13 protein-coding genes are annotated in these 15,397 nt (G+C 46.8%); 4 read left to right on the forward strand and 9 right to left on the reverse strand.

Translation table 11 applies throughout. The features are described from left to right. Positions 1-134: 134 nt before the first annotated feature. Positions 135-1,706 (reverse strand): BCCT family transporter, encoded by a 1,572-nt coding sequence (locus tag H4O21_RS09285; RefSeq protein ID WP_182808578.1) that lies wholly within the window; start codon positions 1,704-1,706, stop codon positions 135-137. 899 nt (positions 1,707-2,605) lie between these two features. Here H4O21_RS09285 and H4O21_RS09290 point away from each other — a divergent pair. Together H4O21_RS09290 and H4O21_RS09295 are read left to right on the forward strand one after the other, a co-directional pair. Next, a complete protein-coding gene (locus tag H4O21_RS09290; RefSeq protein ID WP_182808579.1) occupies positions 2,606-3,481 on the forward strand; it encodes an AEC family transporter in 876 nt (291 codons plus the stop codon). A gap of 105 nt (positions 3,482-3,586) precedes the next feature. Continuing rightward, positions 3,587-4,174, forward strand: a complete 588-nt coding sequence (locus H4O21_RS09295) for a GNAT family N-acetyltransferase (RefSeq protein ID WP_182808580.1) — start codon at positions 3,587-3,589, stop codon at positions 4,172-4,174. Positions 4,175-4,359: 185 nt separating this feature from the next. Here the strand turns inward: H4O21_RS09295 and H4O21_RS09300 are convergent, their stop codons facing one another. The 5 genes from H4O21_RS09300 to efpL all read right to left on the reverse strand — a co-directional run bounded on the left by H4O21_RS09300 (position 4,360) and on the right by efpL (position 11,548). Beyond that, positions 4,360-5,244 (reverse strand): DMT family transporter, encoded by an 885-nt coding sequence (locus H4O21_RS09300; RefSeq protein WP_182808581.1) that lies wholly within the window; start codon positions 5,242-5,244, stop codon positions 4,360-4,362. 382 nt (positions 5,245-5,626) lie between these two features. Next, the gene (locus H4O21_RS09305; RefSeq protein ID WP_182808582.1) at positions 5,627-7,210 is read right to left on the reverse strand and encodes a sensor domain-containing diguanylate cyclase; all 1,584 of its coding nucleotides are present in this window, start codon (positions 7,208-7,210) and stop codon (positions 5,627-5,629) included. Positions 7,211-7,488: 278 nt separating this feature from the next. Then, positions 7,489-8,547, reverse strand: a complete 1,059-nt coding sequence (locus H4O21_RS09310) for a GlxA family transcriptional regulator (RefSeq protein ID WP_182808583.1) — start codon at positions 8,545-8,547, stop codon at positions 7,489-7,491. Between the two features lie 307 nt (positions 8,548-8,854). Further along, positions 8,855-10,792, reverse strand: a complete 1,938-nt coding sequence (locus tag H4O21_RS09315) for a RecQ family ATP-dependent DNA helicase (protein WP_182808584.1) — start codon at positions 10,790-10,792, stop codon at positions 8,855-8,857. A gap of 189 nt (positions 10,793-10,981) precedes the next feature. After that, positions 10,982-11,548, reverse strand: coding sequence for an elongation factor P-like protein EfpL (gene efpL / locus H4O21_RS09320; protein ID WP_182808585.1), 567 nt, complete (start codon positions 11,546-11,548; stop codon positions 10,982-10,984). Positions 11,549-11,832: 284 nt separating this feature from the next. Here efpL and H4O21_RS09325 point away from each other — a divergent pair, with 284 nt between their 5' ends. Both H4O21_RS09325 and H4O21_RS09330 read left to right on the forward strand, forming a co-directional pair. Next, positions 11,833-12,516, forward strand: a complete 684-nt coding sequence (locus tag H4O21_RS09325) for a pseudouridine synthase (protein WP_182808586.1) — start codon at positions 11,833-11,835, stop codon at positions 12,514-12,516. A 201-nt stretch (positions 12,517-12,717) separates the two neighbouring features. Continuing rightward, positions 12,718-13,293, forward strand: a complete 576-nt coding sequence (locus H4O21_RS09330) for a YceI family protein (protein WP_182808587.1) — start codon at positions 12,718-12,720, stop codon at positions 13,291-13,293. 115 nt (positions 13,294-13,408) lie between these two features. Here the strand turns inward: H4O21_RS09330 and H4O21_RS09335 are convergent, their stop codons facing one another. From H4O21_RS09335 to H4O21_RS09345, 3 genes are read right to left on the reverse strand one after another with little or no spacing between them, the layout of a single operon-like run. Then, complete coding sequence (locus H4O21_RS09335) at positions 13,409-13,741, reverse strand: hypothetical protein (protein WP_182808588.1); 333 nt, start codon at positions 13,739-13,741, stop codon at positions 13,409-13,411. Continuing rightward, positions 13,738-14,055, reverse strand: coding sequence for a Bor family protein (locus H4O21_RS09340; RefSeq protein WP_182808589.1), 318 nt, complete (start codon positions 14,053-14,055; stop codon positions 13,738-13,740). The genes H4O21_RS09335 and H4O21_RS09340 overlap by 4 nt, the downstream gene beginning before the upstream one ends. Beyond that, entirely contained in the window at positions 14,052-15,395 is a 1,344-nt protein-coding gene (locus H4O21_RS09345; RefSeq protein WP_182808590.1) for an ATP-binding protein, read from the reverse strand. Before H4O21_RS09345 ends, H4O21_RS09340 begins: the two co-directional genes overlap by 4 nt. Positions 15,396-15,397 lie beyond the last annotated feature (2 nt).

The raw sequence follows: 15,397 nt of genomic DNA on the forward strand, positions 1-15,397 counted from the left end.
GGGCTATAACCAGGCAAAATGTCGCGCGGCATTGCGTCTCAGTGGCAGAATGTCGCATGGCTTGTCGAAGCAGGAAAAACAAAGAAACCGGCAATCAGCCGGTTTCTTTGTTGCCTGAAGAGACTCAGTTAATGTTAAACCTCGGTTTTCAGGCCTTTATAGACGCTGACACACATCAGCAGCAGAATTACAGTAAATGGAAGTCCCGCAGTGATTGCCCCTGCCTGCAAGGCTTTCAGAGCTTCTGAACCACCGCCATACAGAAGAACACCTGCGATAACACCTTGCATGACTGCCCAGAAAATACGCTGAGGTACAGGTGCATCCACTTTACCACCGGCAGTGATGGAATCGATAACCAGGGAACCAGAGTCAGAAGAGGTAATGAAAAATACAAGTACCAGGACAATGGCAATAGCCGACGTCAGTTCAGCCATTGGCAGGTTTTCCAGCATTTGGAACATTGCCAGAGACACATCTCCCAGACCGTTAGCCAGTTCACCGGTACCCGCCTGAATCTGATCCAGAGCCTGACCACCAAATGCCCCCATCCATACGGCTGACACCAGAGTCGGGATCAGCAGAACAGCAATCATAAACTCTCTTACGGTACGTCCTTTAGAGACACGCGCAATGAACATACCTACGAATGGCGACCAGGATACCCACCAGGCCCAGTAGAATACTGTCCAGCCTTTGTAGAACTTCTCATCTGCACGATCAACCCAGTTACTCAGAGATAAGATATCTCCGGCATAGTTTGAAATGGTGTAGGCAACGTTTGAAAAGAAACCTGACAGAGAACCCGCCACAGCAACAAACAGCAGCAGGACACCCGCCATTGCCATGTTAATGTTACTCAGAATTTTAACACCGCCATCCAGACCACGTACTACAGAGAAGATAGCAATGGCAGATACGACAACAATGATCGCAACCTGAGTTGAGATGTTGTTATCAACACCAAACAGGAAATTCAGACCACCAGCAGCCTGAGATGCGCCAAGGCCCAGAGATGTCGCCAGACCAAAAATAGTAGCCAGCACGGCTGTAATGTCGATCACGTGACCCAGAGGACCCCAGACACGCTCACCAAACAAAGGATAGAACGCAGAACGAATCGTCAGCGGCAGTTCTTTGTTATAAGTAAAAAATGCCAGTGCCAGAGCAACGACGCCATAGATAGCCCACGGATGCAGGCCCCAGTGGAACATGGTTGCACCCATGGCTGCAGCAGCACCTTCCGGCGTTTTGGCTTCAGCATTCAGCGGAGTACCCCACCAGTCGGTGTAGTAAGCCACAGGCTCAGCCACACTCCAGAACATCAGACCGATACCCATACCAGCAGCAAACAGCATGGAGAACCATGACATACGACTGAAATCTGGTTTGGCGTTGGCACCGCCCAGACGGACTTTACCAACAGGAAGGAAGATCAGAGCAAGACAGAAGATAACGAAAACGTTACCGCCAATCATAAACAGCCAGTCAAAGGTCTCAATGGCCCAGGTACGGGCACCACTCAGCATTTTGTTGGCGTCTTCGGGGAACATAAGTGCAAGGACAATGAATGTCAGCGTTGCCAGTGCACTGGTGGTAAACACAGGATTGTTAATATCCATTCCCATGACCTGGATATTATCCTGGCCCGCTTTATAGTCGGAGGTATATTCCTTCGACTTAGAGGGCTGCTTAACTTGGTTCATAGAACGACTCCATTTATTGTTATTCCTCCCCTGGCGGGGAGCGTCAATCTGTAGCAATTAGTACGGATTAACGTTTTATTGTGCAGGCCGGGTAGCCTGAACTGATTAGTGGCTAATCAGCGAATTTTTATGTTACGAGCAGTCTTCTGAGGCGGGTTGACTTTTTGCGACGCTTACACAAAAAAAATGTCTGTTCTCGACAAGCCTGATATTTCAGTTTTTCAGAGTATCAACCCCTTTAGCCTGAGGGTTTTAGCTTCCAATCTGCCAACACTCTTTTATACATATTGTTTATTCTGAATAATCTTTCTGATGCAGTGTTATCCAATACTTACCAGGTGATTTCAGACTTTTTACTCTATTTTTCACAATTGCATCGGAATCGAGGGATTCAGAGTAAAAGCCGGTCGATGCTTGACATTGCAAAGCTCAGCTTACATATTATTTTTAATTGACCATTTAATTAAAAATAACTGTTTCCACATCAAGCAGAATAATGAGCACTCTGGTCTGTTACGGTTTCTGATTCATCCTATTAAGTTTGGTGCGAACGTTATGGTTCGGACTACTCCATGGTCCCTATGGATCAATTTCATGCAGGACGCGGCAACGCTCCTGCTTTTTTTGTTCTGATATTCTGGCCCCTCTTATTCAATGGCACGTCTTATCAGGACAATAACCCGAATGGGGGGATGCCCGATGGTTTGACAACGGACTATTCTTGAGGCTGGATAATCATCAGATGGGATAGTACATCGCTGGCAAAAAGCATTTCGATATTCTCCTGCCATCATCGAGAGAGTGCAGTCACTTTTAACCGGAACATTGTTGTGCAGCGACATAGTCCGGGATACAGTGATTCACCCCGATTAATAACACCCCCAATATAAGGCTTATTCATGTTTTCGGTGATTTTTTCAATTCTGGCACCAGTATTTGTCTGCGTCGGAATCGGCTATGGCTGGTCACGCAGTGGAAGAGACTTTGACACGTCTCTGGTGACGTCCATCGTGACTTATTTCGCAACGCCTTGTCTGGTGTTTTATGCTCTGGCCAAAGTTGAACTGGACCCGGCGGTACTCTGGGATATGGGACTGGCCGCGTTGATGGCTAACCTGGCATTTGCCCTGATTGGTGGTGTGGTTCTGGCAGCCTTCCGGTTGCCCCAGAGAGCTTTTTTACAAGCTCTGACCTGGCCTAATGTCGGCAATGTCGGGCTGCCTTTATGCATGCTGGCTTTTGGTGAAGAAGGGTTGGCTCTGGCCGTCGCTTTCTTTACGGTTTATGTCGTACTACAGATGACAATTGGGGTGGCTTTTGTATCCGGGAATTTTTCTCCGGGAGCTTTGCTGAAGATGCCGATTATTCCGGCAACCGTGGCCGCATCGGTATTTTTGTTCAGTGATCTGGAAGTCCCGGTCTGGTTGTTTAATACCACCAAACTGATTGGTGATCTGACCGTTCCTCTGATGCTTTTCACTCTGGGCGTATCTCTGGCAAGCCTTAAAATGGGAAGTCTGAAAACTGCTTTTGGTCTGTCAGTACTGCGTTTAGGTATGGGCTTTGGTGTCGGTGTCGGGTTGACCCTGATGATGGGCATGTCCGGCGCAGCTGCCGGAGTCGTTATTCTGCAGTGTGCTATGCCCGCAGCGGTGTTCTGTTACCTGTTTGCACAGCTTTATGATCAGAGGCCAGAAGAAGTTGCCGGTCTGGTGATTGTCTCTACTTTTATGGGCTTTGCAGCTTTACCGGCATTACTGTGGTACGTACTCTGAATATCCAGCTATAAGATAAAAGAGAAGCAGTCAGCATTATAAACTGCTCGCTGTAACAAAACCGATAAACAACACTATGGAATCTTTGACCTGATGCCGTACCAGATGAAATACCGCCCTCTTGCAGAAGCTTTATATCATGCATTAACCGCTGACGCCTTCTATCAGACTATGGAGCAATCTGTCGAAGATCCTGAGCAAAAGAAAGCACTGATGCTGTGCTACCTGGATTACTCCATGGTCGAAAGTGAGCAATACGGCGAGTTATTTATCCCGGAAGGGGAAGCTTATGGCACTTCCATCTGGTCGATGCCATTAGAGCGCGAGCTTCAGGCACAGAAGTCGGCACAGAAACAACACTTTTTACGTACAGTTATGGGAGAGAACAGCCTACGGACATACAATGATATCGTCAGTAATATGTCTGAACATACGGATACGGTTATTCAGGAAAATTACTGGTACTTGTCGATTGTAGGTGTTCTTCCGGCATTTCAGAATCAGGGACTGGGAGCGAAACTGCTTCAAGAAGTCTTACAGAAATCGGATAGTGCCGGAGTTGCAACTTACCTGGAAACCTACGTGCCTCGTAACAAAAGCTTTTATCAACGTCAGGGCTATCAGGACATCGCCACATTCTACGAACCGGTGACTGGTGCAGAATACTCTGTCATGGTTCGGGAAGCTCAATAAACGGCCGCTGTTTTTCAGGCCATCACCGTAAAAGGTAAGCGCTAAGGCGTATTTCTTCTCATCATATTTTACTCAGTGCCTGAACAAAAGCGGACCATTCACCAGATGTTGTCCGGGGAATATCAAAATGCTTTTGTTCAGGTATATACCACCTGTTATCTGATCCGGCGATAAGCGGAATGACGTTATCGGGTACCGGAGCGGGTTAATAAAATAGCAGCAATCAACACGAAAACCCCACCGACGATAGTCATAACTGACAACTCTTCCCCGATCAGAGACACCGCAATCAGAATCGCGACCACAGGTTCCAGAGTTGATAATGTTGATGCACTGGAAGCACCAATCAATGGAGAACCACTGATAAAGGTAGCAATAGGAGCAATAGTAGCAAAAATTGCCAGCCCCAAAGCGGCTATCCAGCCTTCGCTGCTTTGCGGCAGAGTGGCTCCTTGAAACAGGCTGGCACAGGAAAAGGTAATAACACCAGCCAACAGGATTACCCAGGATGAAGCGATCGGATTTTCCGGTTTAGCCGTATGTGAACCATAGATAATGGCAGAGCCATAGCTAAGTGCGGCAAACAGTGCCCACAGAATACCTTGCAGATCCCCTTCCAGGTTAATACCCGTTGCCAGCACTACACCAGTAATTGCCAATAACATACTGACGATATGGGTTCTGGTAGCAGACTCTCTGAGCACCAGGATCGAATACAGGGTGACAAATGCCGGAAATGAAAACATCAGGATCACCGCCAGACTGATCGATGTTGAGTGACTGGCGCTGTAATACCCCAGGGCAGCACCGGCGTAGCCAACACCTATCAGGCTGCTTTGCATAAAAATTCTGGGCCTGGGCAGGGCGATACCTTTAGCTTTTAACCAGAGCAGAAGTACGCAGGCAGCCAGTGTAAAGCGTGCCAGTAATAATCCAATAGGGCTGGCCCCGTCGTTATAAGCGAAATATGCAAAGAAAGGCTGCAGGCCGAAACAGATCGCTGAGATCAGCACCAGCAGATAGCCCCTGACAAAATCCTGCCGTTGTGCCACAGATGAGATTGACGTCATAACTGCCTCTGAGATAAAAGGTCCGAAAGTGTTTTCTCTGGTCGGAATAATGGTTAGAAAACCGGTGTCTACTACCTGTTAAAGCGCAATAACCGTATTTAAGCTTCTGAAAGAAGTGTCTCCGCTAAAGGTGTTGTACACTCCGCCAGTTAGCGAGGAGGAGAGAAAACGGCTTCAGGTATATGAAAATAGTGGCCGGAGAGGAGAGACACAATAGCTGATATCCGGGATGTCGTATCCAGTCAGCTAAGGGTCTTTTTTGAAACATATGCCTGATTAGCCAGCGAAAAAAACGGCATACTCTGAGGTAAAGGTATGCCGGGGTTTCATCTGAGCTGAGTCACAAGACATAGAAACTCAGGGTATGATTTGTCTTGTTGCTTCAGGCGGCGCAGGACTCAGTGATAACCTGCACGACCTGATTTCTGCCCTGATGTTTCGCCTGATATAAAGCCTGATCAGCCTGTTTAATGGTCTGGCTAATTTTACCCTGCCCTGACTCCCAGAGAGCAACACCACATGAAACCGTCAGACCTGATTGAATGGCTTCAAAGTGGCGATGCTCAATGTGTGTACGAATGCGCTCAGCAAGACCGGTTGCTGCCGATAGCCCGGTATCGGGCAACAGAATCAGAAACTCTTCTCCACCACTGCGGCAGATAAAATCTTCATTTCGAGAGCAATCGCGCATGACATCTGCGACGGTACGAATCACAATATCTCCTGCATCATGCCCCCAGGTATCATTCACCCGTTTGAAGTGATCAATATCCAGCGCAATAACCGAAAGACAACCGCTGTTGATCTGACAACGATTAATAATTTTATGCATTCCCCGACGGTTATATAGCCGGGTCAGAGGATCGGTCAGAGAGTCCAGATGCAGCTGGCTGATTTTTTCCTGCATCAGACTGATCCCTTCAGATAATCCCCGTTTTAGCTGAGCCGCTTCAAAGTACCAACAAGGAATACGGGATATACCCGTTTCTGCATCAGGTGTATCCATATGCTTCGCACTGTTCGCTAACTGCCACAGAGGACGGGAAATCACACGGGCCAGTAGCCAGATCATAAAGAAGGTTGCTATAGCGCAGGGAATGGTGTATTGAGCAACGGCTTCCATACGTTCAGACAGAATATTCAGCACCTCTTTTTCCGGACGCTGAGCAACAATTCCCCAGCCTGTAGCAGGTACAGGAGCAAACCCTGCCAGCATACTGACGCCTTTTGAGTTAGTCAGCAAAAGAGAACCATTTTGTCCGGCTATGACGGCTTCGATAGCTGGATTGTTCGTTACTTCTTCGCCAATTCGCTCTGGATCATGGTGGTGTAACAGACGTTTTTTCTGATCAACCACATAAAGATAAGAACCATCTTTATAGTCATGATCCCCAAGAAGGTGCTGCAGATTATTATTCTGGTTCAGGTAAACATCTCCGCCTATAAAGCCAAGATAATTCCCCTGATCTGAAATAATCGGGTAAGAAATACGGATAAAAAAGTGCCCCTGGGGCGATAAAACAGGCGCGCTGACATCAGGAGCAGTCCTATGCGAACTACTGCTGTCGCGGTTAATCACACCCGCGATATGACCAGATGAGATATCAGAATATGCCGCCACAATCTGGTTATTGCGATCAACAATAATCACAGAGTCAAAACTCAGATCCTGGCGGACAACACGATACGCTTCATCTTTTAACCAGTTCAGGTTATTAAAATGATCTTTAGCTTTATAAGCGCTGAATTGTAATTGATGCTGGGCATTCTGCAGAAAACGCTCAATATTAGCTGATAGCTTTGAGCTATAGACTCTGTTGGCTTCCAGAGTATTATCCAGCAGTAGCTGTTTTTGCACCTGGTAACTGGCAATAAAAGTATTCAGAAGCGTTACAGCAACGCCAAAAAGCGCAAGAATCAGAATAAGCCGCCTTAGGTTCAGTTGCAGCAGAGAAGAAACTGACATGTGGGAGTGATCCTTTCATAAAGCACCAGGCAGGGAAATATTCATCCATATGAAACCGCCTGAATTACAAAATGTATCCGATAGATTACTCTATTTTACATAACTAATAAGGGATTATCTCTCTGTATGCCCGGAGAAAGTGCATACAGATCAATAGATTGGTTGTTTCTGGGCAATTGGAAGGTTTTTATTCTGTATGCTTGATTATGCATTGATCTGAAACACTGGGTCAGATGAGAGCCAGTATCTCAGGTGAATACCTGGTCGCATTTAACCAATTAACTTTCCTGGCTACGGTGTTTTTGTCTGGCCTGACTGGGTGAAATACCAAAGAAGTCCTTAAAACAGTGGCTGAAATGCGTCGAACTCAAAAAGCCACAGGAAACAGCAATATTAGCGATAGATTCATTACTTTGCAGCAATAACCGACGAGCCTGAGTAATGCGCAGTTCAAGGTAATAACGGGATGGTGTCGTCTCCAGGTGGGTCTGGAAAAGGCGTTCGACACGCCTGCGCGAGGCATTAACACATCCGGCCAGCTCATCAATGCTGAGCGGCTCTTCGATATTAGAGTTCATCAGCTGCAACAGCTCTCTTAACAGATCCGGCAGATTCGGATTGTCACGGGTCTGAGTAATCTGGTTATTTTCACTGTCATTATTTTTATCACAACTGAGAATTTCACGGATGGCACGTACAGTGTCTTTGCCATACAGGCCTTCAATCAGTGACAGCATCATTTCCAGCGCACTGCTGGGACCGGCACTGGTAAAACGCTGGTTATCCGCAATCCAGGTCTGATCAGACAAAATAGCATCCGGAAAGTGTTCCTGCATATACGCATGATTATCCGGGTGCAGGGCACAATGTCGACGATCCAGTAACTGAGCATGGGCCAGGGCTATAGCACCATTCCACAACCCTCCCAGTGTCAGCTTATATCTTGCTGCACTTTTCAATGCACTGTTCAGTGCCGGGTTCTGGTTGATATCACAGCGAAATCCACCACAAACAAGCAGTATATCTAAACCGTTATCGCCCTCCAGGGTGATATGAGGCAAAGTGTCATTAACAGAAATATCAATACCAAGATCGCTGCGCACAGTACTCTGATCAATGCCATAAGTGCTGAAAGAAAACAAAGGCGTCGTATTCACCAGGTTTGCTGTCACAATTGCATCTACCGCGGCTGTAAACGCCATCATGGAAAAGTGTTCCTGAAGTATAAAGCCTACCCGTATAGGTCTTGTGCCTACCTGTTTCCCATCAGGTAAAAATGGACTGTTAGTATCGCGCATAGAAGTACTGAAGGTGCGTTTTGTCTGTGATTCAGTCATTGATCTGGTTTCTTATTATCATTACTGCAAACAAGTGCAGTGAATCGGTATAAAAGCGGCCCTGCATATTGCTTTTGTGCTCTTAAGACAGAGCATTGTAGCAACTTCTGTTTATTCAGACACGACTTTGGCAAAGTCCTTTGTATCCGTCAGAAGGTTTGTCAGAATAAAAGTAGCATTGGTGGTATGGTTTACAATACTTCTGGCTAATATCATTCAGAAACGGAGTACTTTTGCTCAGGTATATAGCCCATTTAAAAAACGCCCCGTCTATGAATAATGGCACATCATAAAAATCTGCATCAGGTTATACTGGATTCAATGACGCTATTTTATCTCTGATTTGTTGGTAGCCCTGTTGTTCACAACTGGCAAAACCAGGAAGCTGACTGACTTTATTTCTACTGAAAACGGGAATCCGGATACCTGCCAGAAAGCGACAACAGGTTTCCTGACTCATTTGTTGGCCTGTTTTACTCTTCATCGTGGTAATGAAATTATTCAGGTCATTCCGCAGTTGATCATCCGATGGCCAGGGCGGGTGTTCTGTTCTGCTCAGATGAGCGACCTGTCCCCGACAAACCGAACAGTGGCCACATTGTTCTGGTGACTGTGAATCATCAAAATAGCGTGCCAGATTATGGCTTAAGCAGCGATCCAGCTGAAAAAAACGAATCAGGGTCGCTATACGGCTGATCTCCTTTTTTTCCTTATCTGCAAAGTAGTGATGCAACCGACCGGACAAGTCAGACTCCTGTAGCCTGGTATCATCTACTCTGAACACTTCTGTCATTTTTGTTGCAGACAGCTCAATCATCTGTTTCTCTTGCAGATACTCCAGCGCCGCAATAATCCTGCTCCGCTCAGAGCCTGATTGATGAGTAATCCGATCAAAATCGGGTTGACCCCAGATTTTTTTCATCAGGGTAAGTTCAAATATTGTTGCCAGAAAGCTCTGACGCTCGCCACTAAACTGCGCCAGAATCTGCTGAGGCTCAAGCAGGAATTTATATTTGAACTCTGCGAAATAGGTGTACATCGACTGCAGTATTCCCATGAGCTCCAGTTGTACCAACAGGGTTTTCAAAGGCAACTGACGTATATTGGTTTCATTCGACAGGCTCAATAACTGCAATTCCCACTGCCCCTGGTGGCTATCCTGGCGAATATTCTGCAGAACGGCTTCGATACTGTCCTGTTCCGGTGTATCGCCATAGACAAAATTCTCTAATACAGGAATACCATCCAGACTGGCCAGCGTTATGCAATCCGATGCGGCTCCATCCCGACCTGCGCGACCAATTTCCTGGCTGTAGTTTTCTATGGATTTAGGCAGGTCATAATGAATAACATAACGAATATCTGCTTTGTCTATGCCCATGCCGAAGGCGATAGTCGCGACCACCACCTGGATATGGCCTGACATAAAGTCCGACTGGATCTGCTGGCGATGTTCATCTTTCAGGCCAGCGTGATAAGCCTGAGCCTGAATATTATTCTTATTCAGAAAGTCAGCCACCTGCTCAGCACTGTGCTGAAGGGTGACGTAAACAATACCGGCTCCGGATCTGTTGTGCAGACTCTGCAACAGTTGCTGTTGTTTATCTCCGGATACCGGCAGTACCGTCAGATCCAGGTTATTGCGGTAAAAGCCAGTCTGGACAATATGTTGCGGCTCAATAGCAAACTTTTGTGCCATGTCCCGCTTTACCTGTCTGGTGGCGGTAGCCGTTAACAGCAAAGCCAGAGGGATATTCAGTTGCTGGCGGTATGCAGGCAGCTTCAGATAGTCCGGTCTGAAGTTATGCCCCCACTCCGATATACAGTGAGCCTCATCAACCACCAGCATGGATACAGGAACAGACTCAATAAACTGTCGGAAACGTTCGTTTTTGAATCGCTCAACCGATACCATCAGGATTTTAATCTGTCCGGATCGTATCCGCGTCATCACTTCCTGGTTCTGTTGTGGTGTCAGAGTGGAATCAATACTGGCAGCAGGAATATTTTTCTGTTGCAGAAAGTCCAGCTGGTCTTTCATCAGCGCAAGCAGAGGAGAAACGACCAGGGTCAGGTGGGGTAACTTAAGCGCGGTAACCTGATAACACAGTGACTTACCTGAACCTGTCGGAAAGATCGCCAGAGAAGAGTGACCCTGTAATAGCTGACCGACTGTTTGTTCCTGGCCGGGGCGAAAAGCATTAAAGCCAAACGTCTGTTTGAGGAGGTTATTCAGGTCACTCATAAATCTTCAGCCATTGTTAATTAATCCACCCGATAACCATATTGCTCAGGCAATAACGGAACCTGTTATCGAAATAGCCATACAGCCTGTGATAAAACAGGGTTGAGACTGTTCACTGCCTGTATTCTTCAACCGTACTGGCTGAAGGATACAGTCGCTTTTTACAGAGACACTTTAATCAGGTAATGATTAAACCCGGCCAGTGAACTTACGCTCTTCTACATTTATTTTAATTCTGTCACCCGTAGAAATATGCTCAGGTACCTGAATAACCAGACCTGTACTTAATGTAGCCGGTTTGGTTCTAGAGGTCGCAGACTGACCTTTAATTGATGGATCTGTTTCTGTGATCTCAAGTTCGACCGTAGTGGGTAGCTCAATAGCAACTGCGGCATCATTAACCAACAGAACCTGTAACCCCTGAATTTCTTCATTAATAAACAGAATTTCGTCCGCAATAGCATCTTTGTTAATGTTGTAAGAGCTGTAATCTTCGCTGTCCATAAAGACATATTCATCACCATCAATATACGACAGTGTGGATGGGCGACGGACCAGGTCTGCCAGCGTCAGCATATCGGAGTCTTTAAAAGACTCATCCAGCTTGGCACCCGTTACCACATCATACATACGCATGCGATAGATGCTGCCACCTGCACGTCCCTGAGGAACAGAACGCTCAATATCCCGGACAAAATACACACTACCGTTATATTCAACCGCAGCATTCTTTTTAATTTCACTCGCTTTTGGCATAACCCTTCCCTCAGATGTTTCAGAAACAGGGAAGAGTACTATAAACAAACAGCTAATCAAGTATTCCCCATCGAATCACACCATCAGTGCCGAGTTCGATAGCAAAGAACATTCAACCCCCATTCATAACAAAGAGCCTGTTCTGCGGGGACTCAGAGCCCCCATATTGCTGACTGACATAATCGTGCTGGAGATACGGTGCGAAGAATAGAAACCCGATCTTGCGAGAAAAATACAAATGCGCATAATGGCCACATATTTAATTCTGACGTTATTGCCATCTTATGCGCCTTGATAAGTTTCTGTGTAAAAGTACCGATCTGTCCCGTAGCGAAGCCACCCATCAGATAATGCTGGGGCTGGTCTCTGTTAACGGTAAACCGGCAACAAACCCTTCTGTTCAGGTGCATGAAAACAACCTGGTCACACTGAAGGAACAACGTCTTATTGCCCGGCCATCCCGCTATATTATGCTGCATAAACCACCAGGCACTATCTGCTCCAATATCGATGAAGCCTATCCCTCTCTGTTTAACTACCTGGATATTGAGCGTGCAGAACATATGCATGTTGCAGGACGCCTTGATGCAGACACAACAGGTCTGGTGCTGATCACAGATGATGGCCGCTGGTCATTTAATATCATCAGACCAGACATGCAGTGTGAAAAAGTGTACCGGGTCGGGTTAAGGGACTCTATTACTGCCGATGCAGTTTCCCAGTTTCATCAGGGTATTCAATTGCAGGGAGAAAAGTCCCTGACACGTCCTGCCAGACTGGAAATACTTGATGACAAAGAAGTGCTGCTGACGATCACCGAGGGCAAGTATCATCAGGTAAAACGTATGTTTGCAGCCATTGGCAACCGGGTTGTTTCTCTGCATCGGCAGCAAATCGGCCCTGTTTGCCTGGACCAGGACGTTGGAGACTGGCGCCATCTGACTCAGGATGAGATCAATTACTTCTGAGAAGTACTCACCCTGCTAACTGAACTCAGGCAAAATAAGATCTCAGAACTATACTGAAAGACGATTTATAATACGGAGCCAGTCTGTTAAAAACAGACCGTTTTTCCAGGAAATTAATGCCTGCATACGTCATCCAGATCTCAGGAAAAGCATGACATTGCCCTCTGGCAAATAATGCAGCCCGGCTACAAGGATATAACAATGAAAAAACTGCTTACTGCACTGTGTCTTACCAGTATCGCATCTTTCGCTCAGGCAGACTGGCAGCTCAATCTGTCTGATTCTGATTTTAATTTTGCTTCCATTAAGAAAAATAATGCTTACGAAACTCATACATTTAAAGAGTTTCGGGGGTCCGTTGATGGCTCAGGCAAAGCGGTTCTGACACTGAATCTGGCATCTGTAGCCACAGGGATCGATATCCGGGATCAGCGTATGAAGACAATGCTGTTTGATACCCAGAAATTCCCGGCGGCTGAATATCAGCTTCAGGTCAACGCAAAACAGCTGGATAGTATGAAGGCCGGTGAACGTCTGCAGCTTGAAGCAGATGGCAACCTGTCATTATTCGGTACAGATAAAAAACAAACTGCTGCTCTGAATATCTATAAGTTGTCAGATCAACGCCTTCTGGTCAGCACAGCGCATCCAATGGTGATTAATGCCTCTGATTACGGACTGGATAAAGGCGTTGAAGCTCTGAGAGAAATTGCAGGCTTACCTGTTATTTCACTGAGTGTTCCTGTGACCTTTAATCTGGTATTCGATAAGAAATAATATTTGTTGTAAAACGCCGCATGGCCTGTAGTCCCTGCGGCGCGCTTATTTGAATACCCGTCTCTGTCAGATCATCTCTCAGCTTCAGTGCCTGCTTATCCACAATCAATGACTATCAATCAATAGGCTCACGACATTCATAGATAATCGTCCATGGATTGTACAGGGTGACAGGAACCGCAGGTGACACTGATGCAATCATATTCAAAAAAGAATACTCAATTGTTGCCGTATCCCACTGTTGCTGAGCACAGTTATATTTCAGGTTCATTGGCCGACTGAACTCTACTACCCCATTAAGCCCCAGATGATGCCATTGCTCTCGCTCTGTGGTCTGCTCCATTTCCGGGCCATTAACAAACTTCATCGTGCTGCAGGCTGACAGCAATAATGCCGAACTGACCACGACTACAACCGGAACCATTGACTTCCGAGACGTTATCGTCATGACGGATCTCCTTCACACCAGACACGAGCTGTTCTGGGCTGATAGATACCCAGGGTAAAAATAGCCGCCATCACATTAGGGATTGTTGCTACAGATTGCATCTGGCGGACTTTTCTTCCCTGACAGATTTCACGTACATTCACCGAGTGCTCTCCTTTCAGCCCCCACCACCAGTAATCATAGGTCTTCTGAAAATCCGGAGTATTTCCCGCTTTATCCTGAGCATCTGTTCGCAGGGTTACCGACGAACAGGCCCCCAACAGAATAGTCAGTATCAGTATCAGGGTTCCTTTGGTGTATTCTTTGCCTTTCATGTATCCTCCGCTTTACATGGAAACACTAACGTAAAACAGGCTCCGCCCAGTTCCGAACGCCCTGCTTTAATATATCCTTCATACGATGTCACAATATCAAATACCACTGACAGGCCGATCCCCTGCCCGAGGTCCTGACAATCCAGACGCTCACCACGCTTAAAAATCTGACCGGCCTGTTGATCTGAGAAACCAGGGCCATCGTCTTCAACAATCAGAATAAGCTGATCTTCCTGATGCTTAGCCCGGATATGAATCTCATCGCGGGCATAACGGAAAGCGTTATCCAGCAAATTACCCAGCACTTCCATCAAATCATTTTCATCACCATAAAAATTCAGCTCTGGCTGCAGGTCAGTAATCACAGATACCGAACTATCTCTGTGCGCATGATTCAGCACATTTATCAGATCATCCAGAACCTGAGCAACCGGTGTTCCCTGATATAACAGGCTATGGCCGGAAATAACGGCTCTGCGCAGCTGGTATTCTATGCTCTGATCAATACGCAGAATCGCTTTTTGCAGAACATCATTCTGCCCACTTGCAGACTTCAGTTCCCCTTTAACAATAGACAGGGGGGTTTTCAGACTGTGAGCCAGATCGGCCATACTGGCGCGGTATTTCTCTCTTTGCTCATGCTCTTTGCGGATCAGAGCGTTCAGATTCCCTGTCACCCCTCTGAGCTCCTGAGGATAGTTTTTCTGCAGCTCTGTCTGCTCCCCCTGTTCCAGTCTGGCAATTTCCTGCTCCAGAGTGTTAATAGGACGAAAAGAGGAACGCAATACCAGATGCTGCCCCAGTAACAGGCTCAGCGTCACCAGCAGAAAACCACCACCCAGCCACCAACGGAACCGGATCACCTCTTTACGCACAGTATCCTCCGTTTCAGCCACGACAAAGCGATAATACTCCAGGCCATCCGGAGTATCCCAGCCGATGCGATAGCTCATAATAATAAACCGATCTGCGCCAGGCATTTGCCGGTGTAATACCCAGCTGCCGGTTTCCTGAGCCGGGAAGTCTGACACAGGCCTGTCATCCAGAGACAGAGACTGCCATATTGGCTGATTATCATCATTCAGCACCATAGCCCATACCCCGGAGTTCAGAGTATTGAATCTGGGGTTACGCAGAATAGGGGGTAACAACAGGGTCTGATCCGCTTTTTCCGTCACCGATAACAGATTAAAAATATGCAGGCGTAAGCGCTGATCTGTTGAACGCTCCAGCTCAGAGCGATAACTGTAGTCCACAACAAACAGGCTCACCAGCATCACCATAACCAGCGTTACTGCAGTATGCAGAAAAAAACGGCGCCGGAGCGAAACCCTGGACATAG

Source organism: Oceanospirillum sediminis (genome assembly GCF_014164585.1).
Classification (GTDB): Bacteria; Pseudomonadota; Gammaproteobacteria; order Pseudomonadales; family Halomonadaceae; genus Oceanospirillum; species Oceanospirillum sediminis.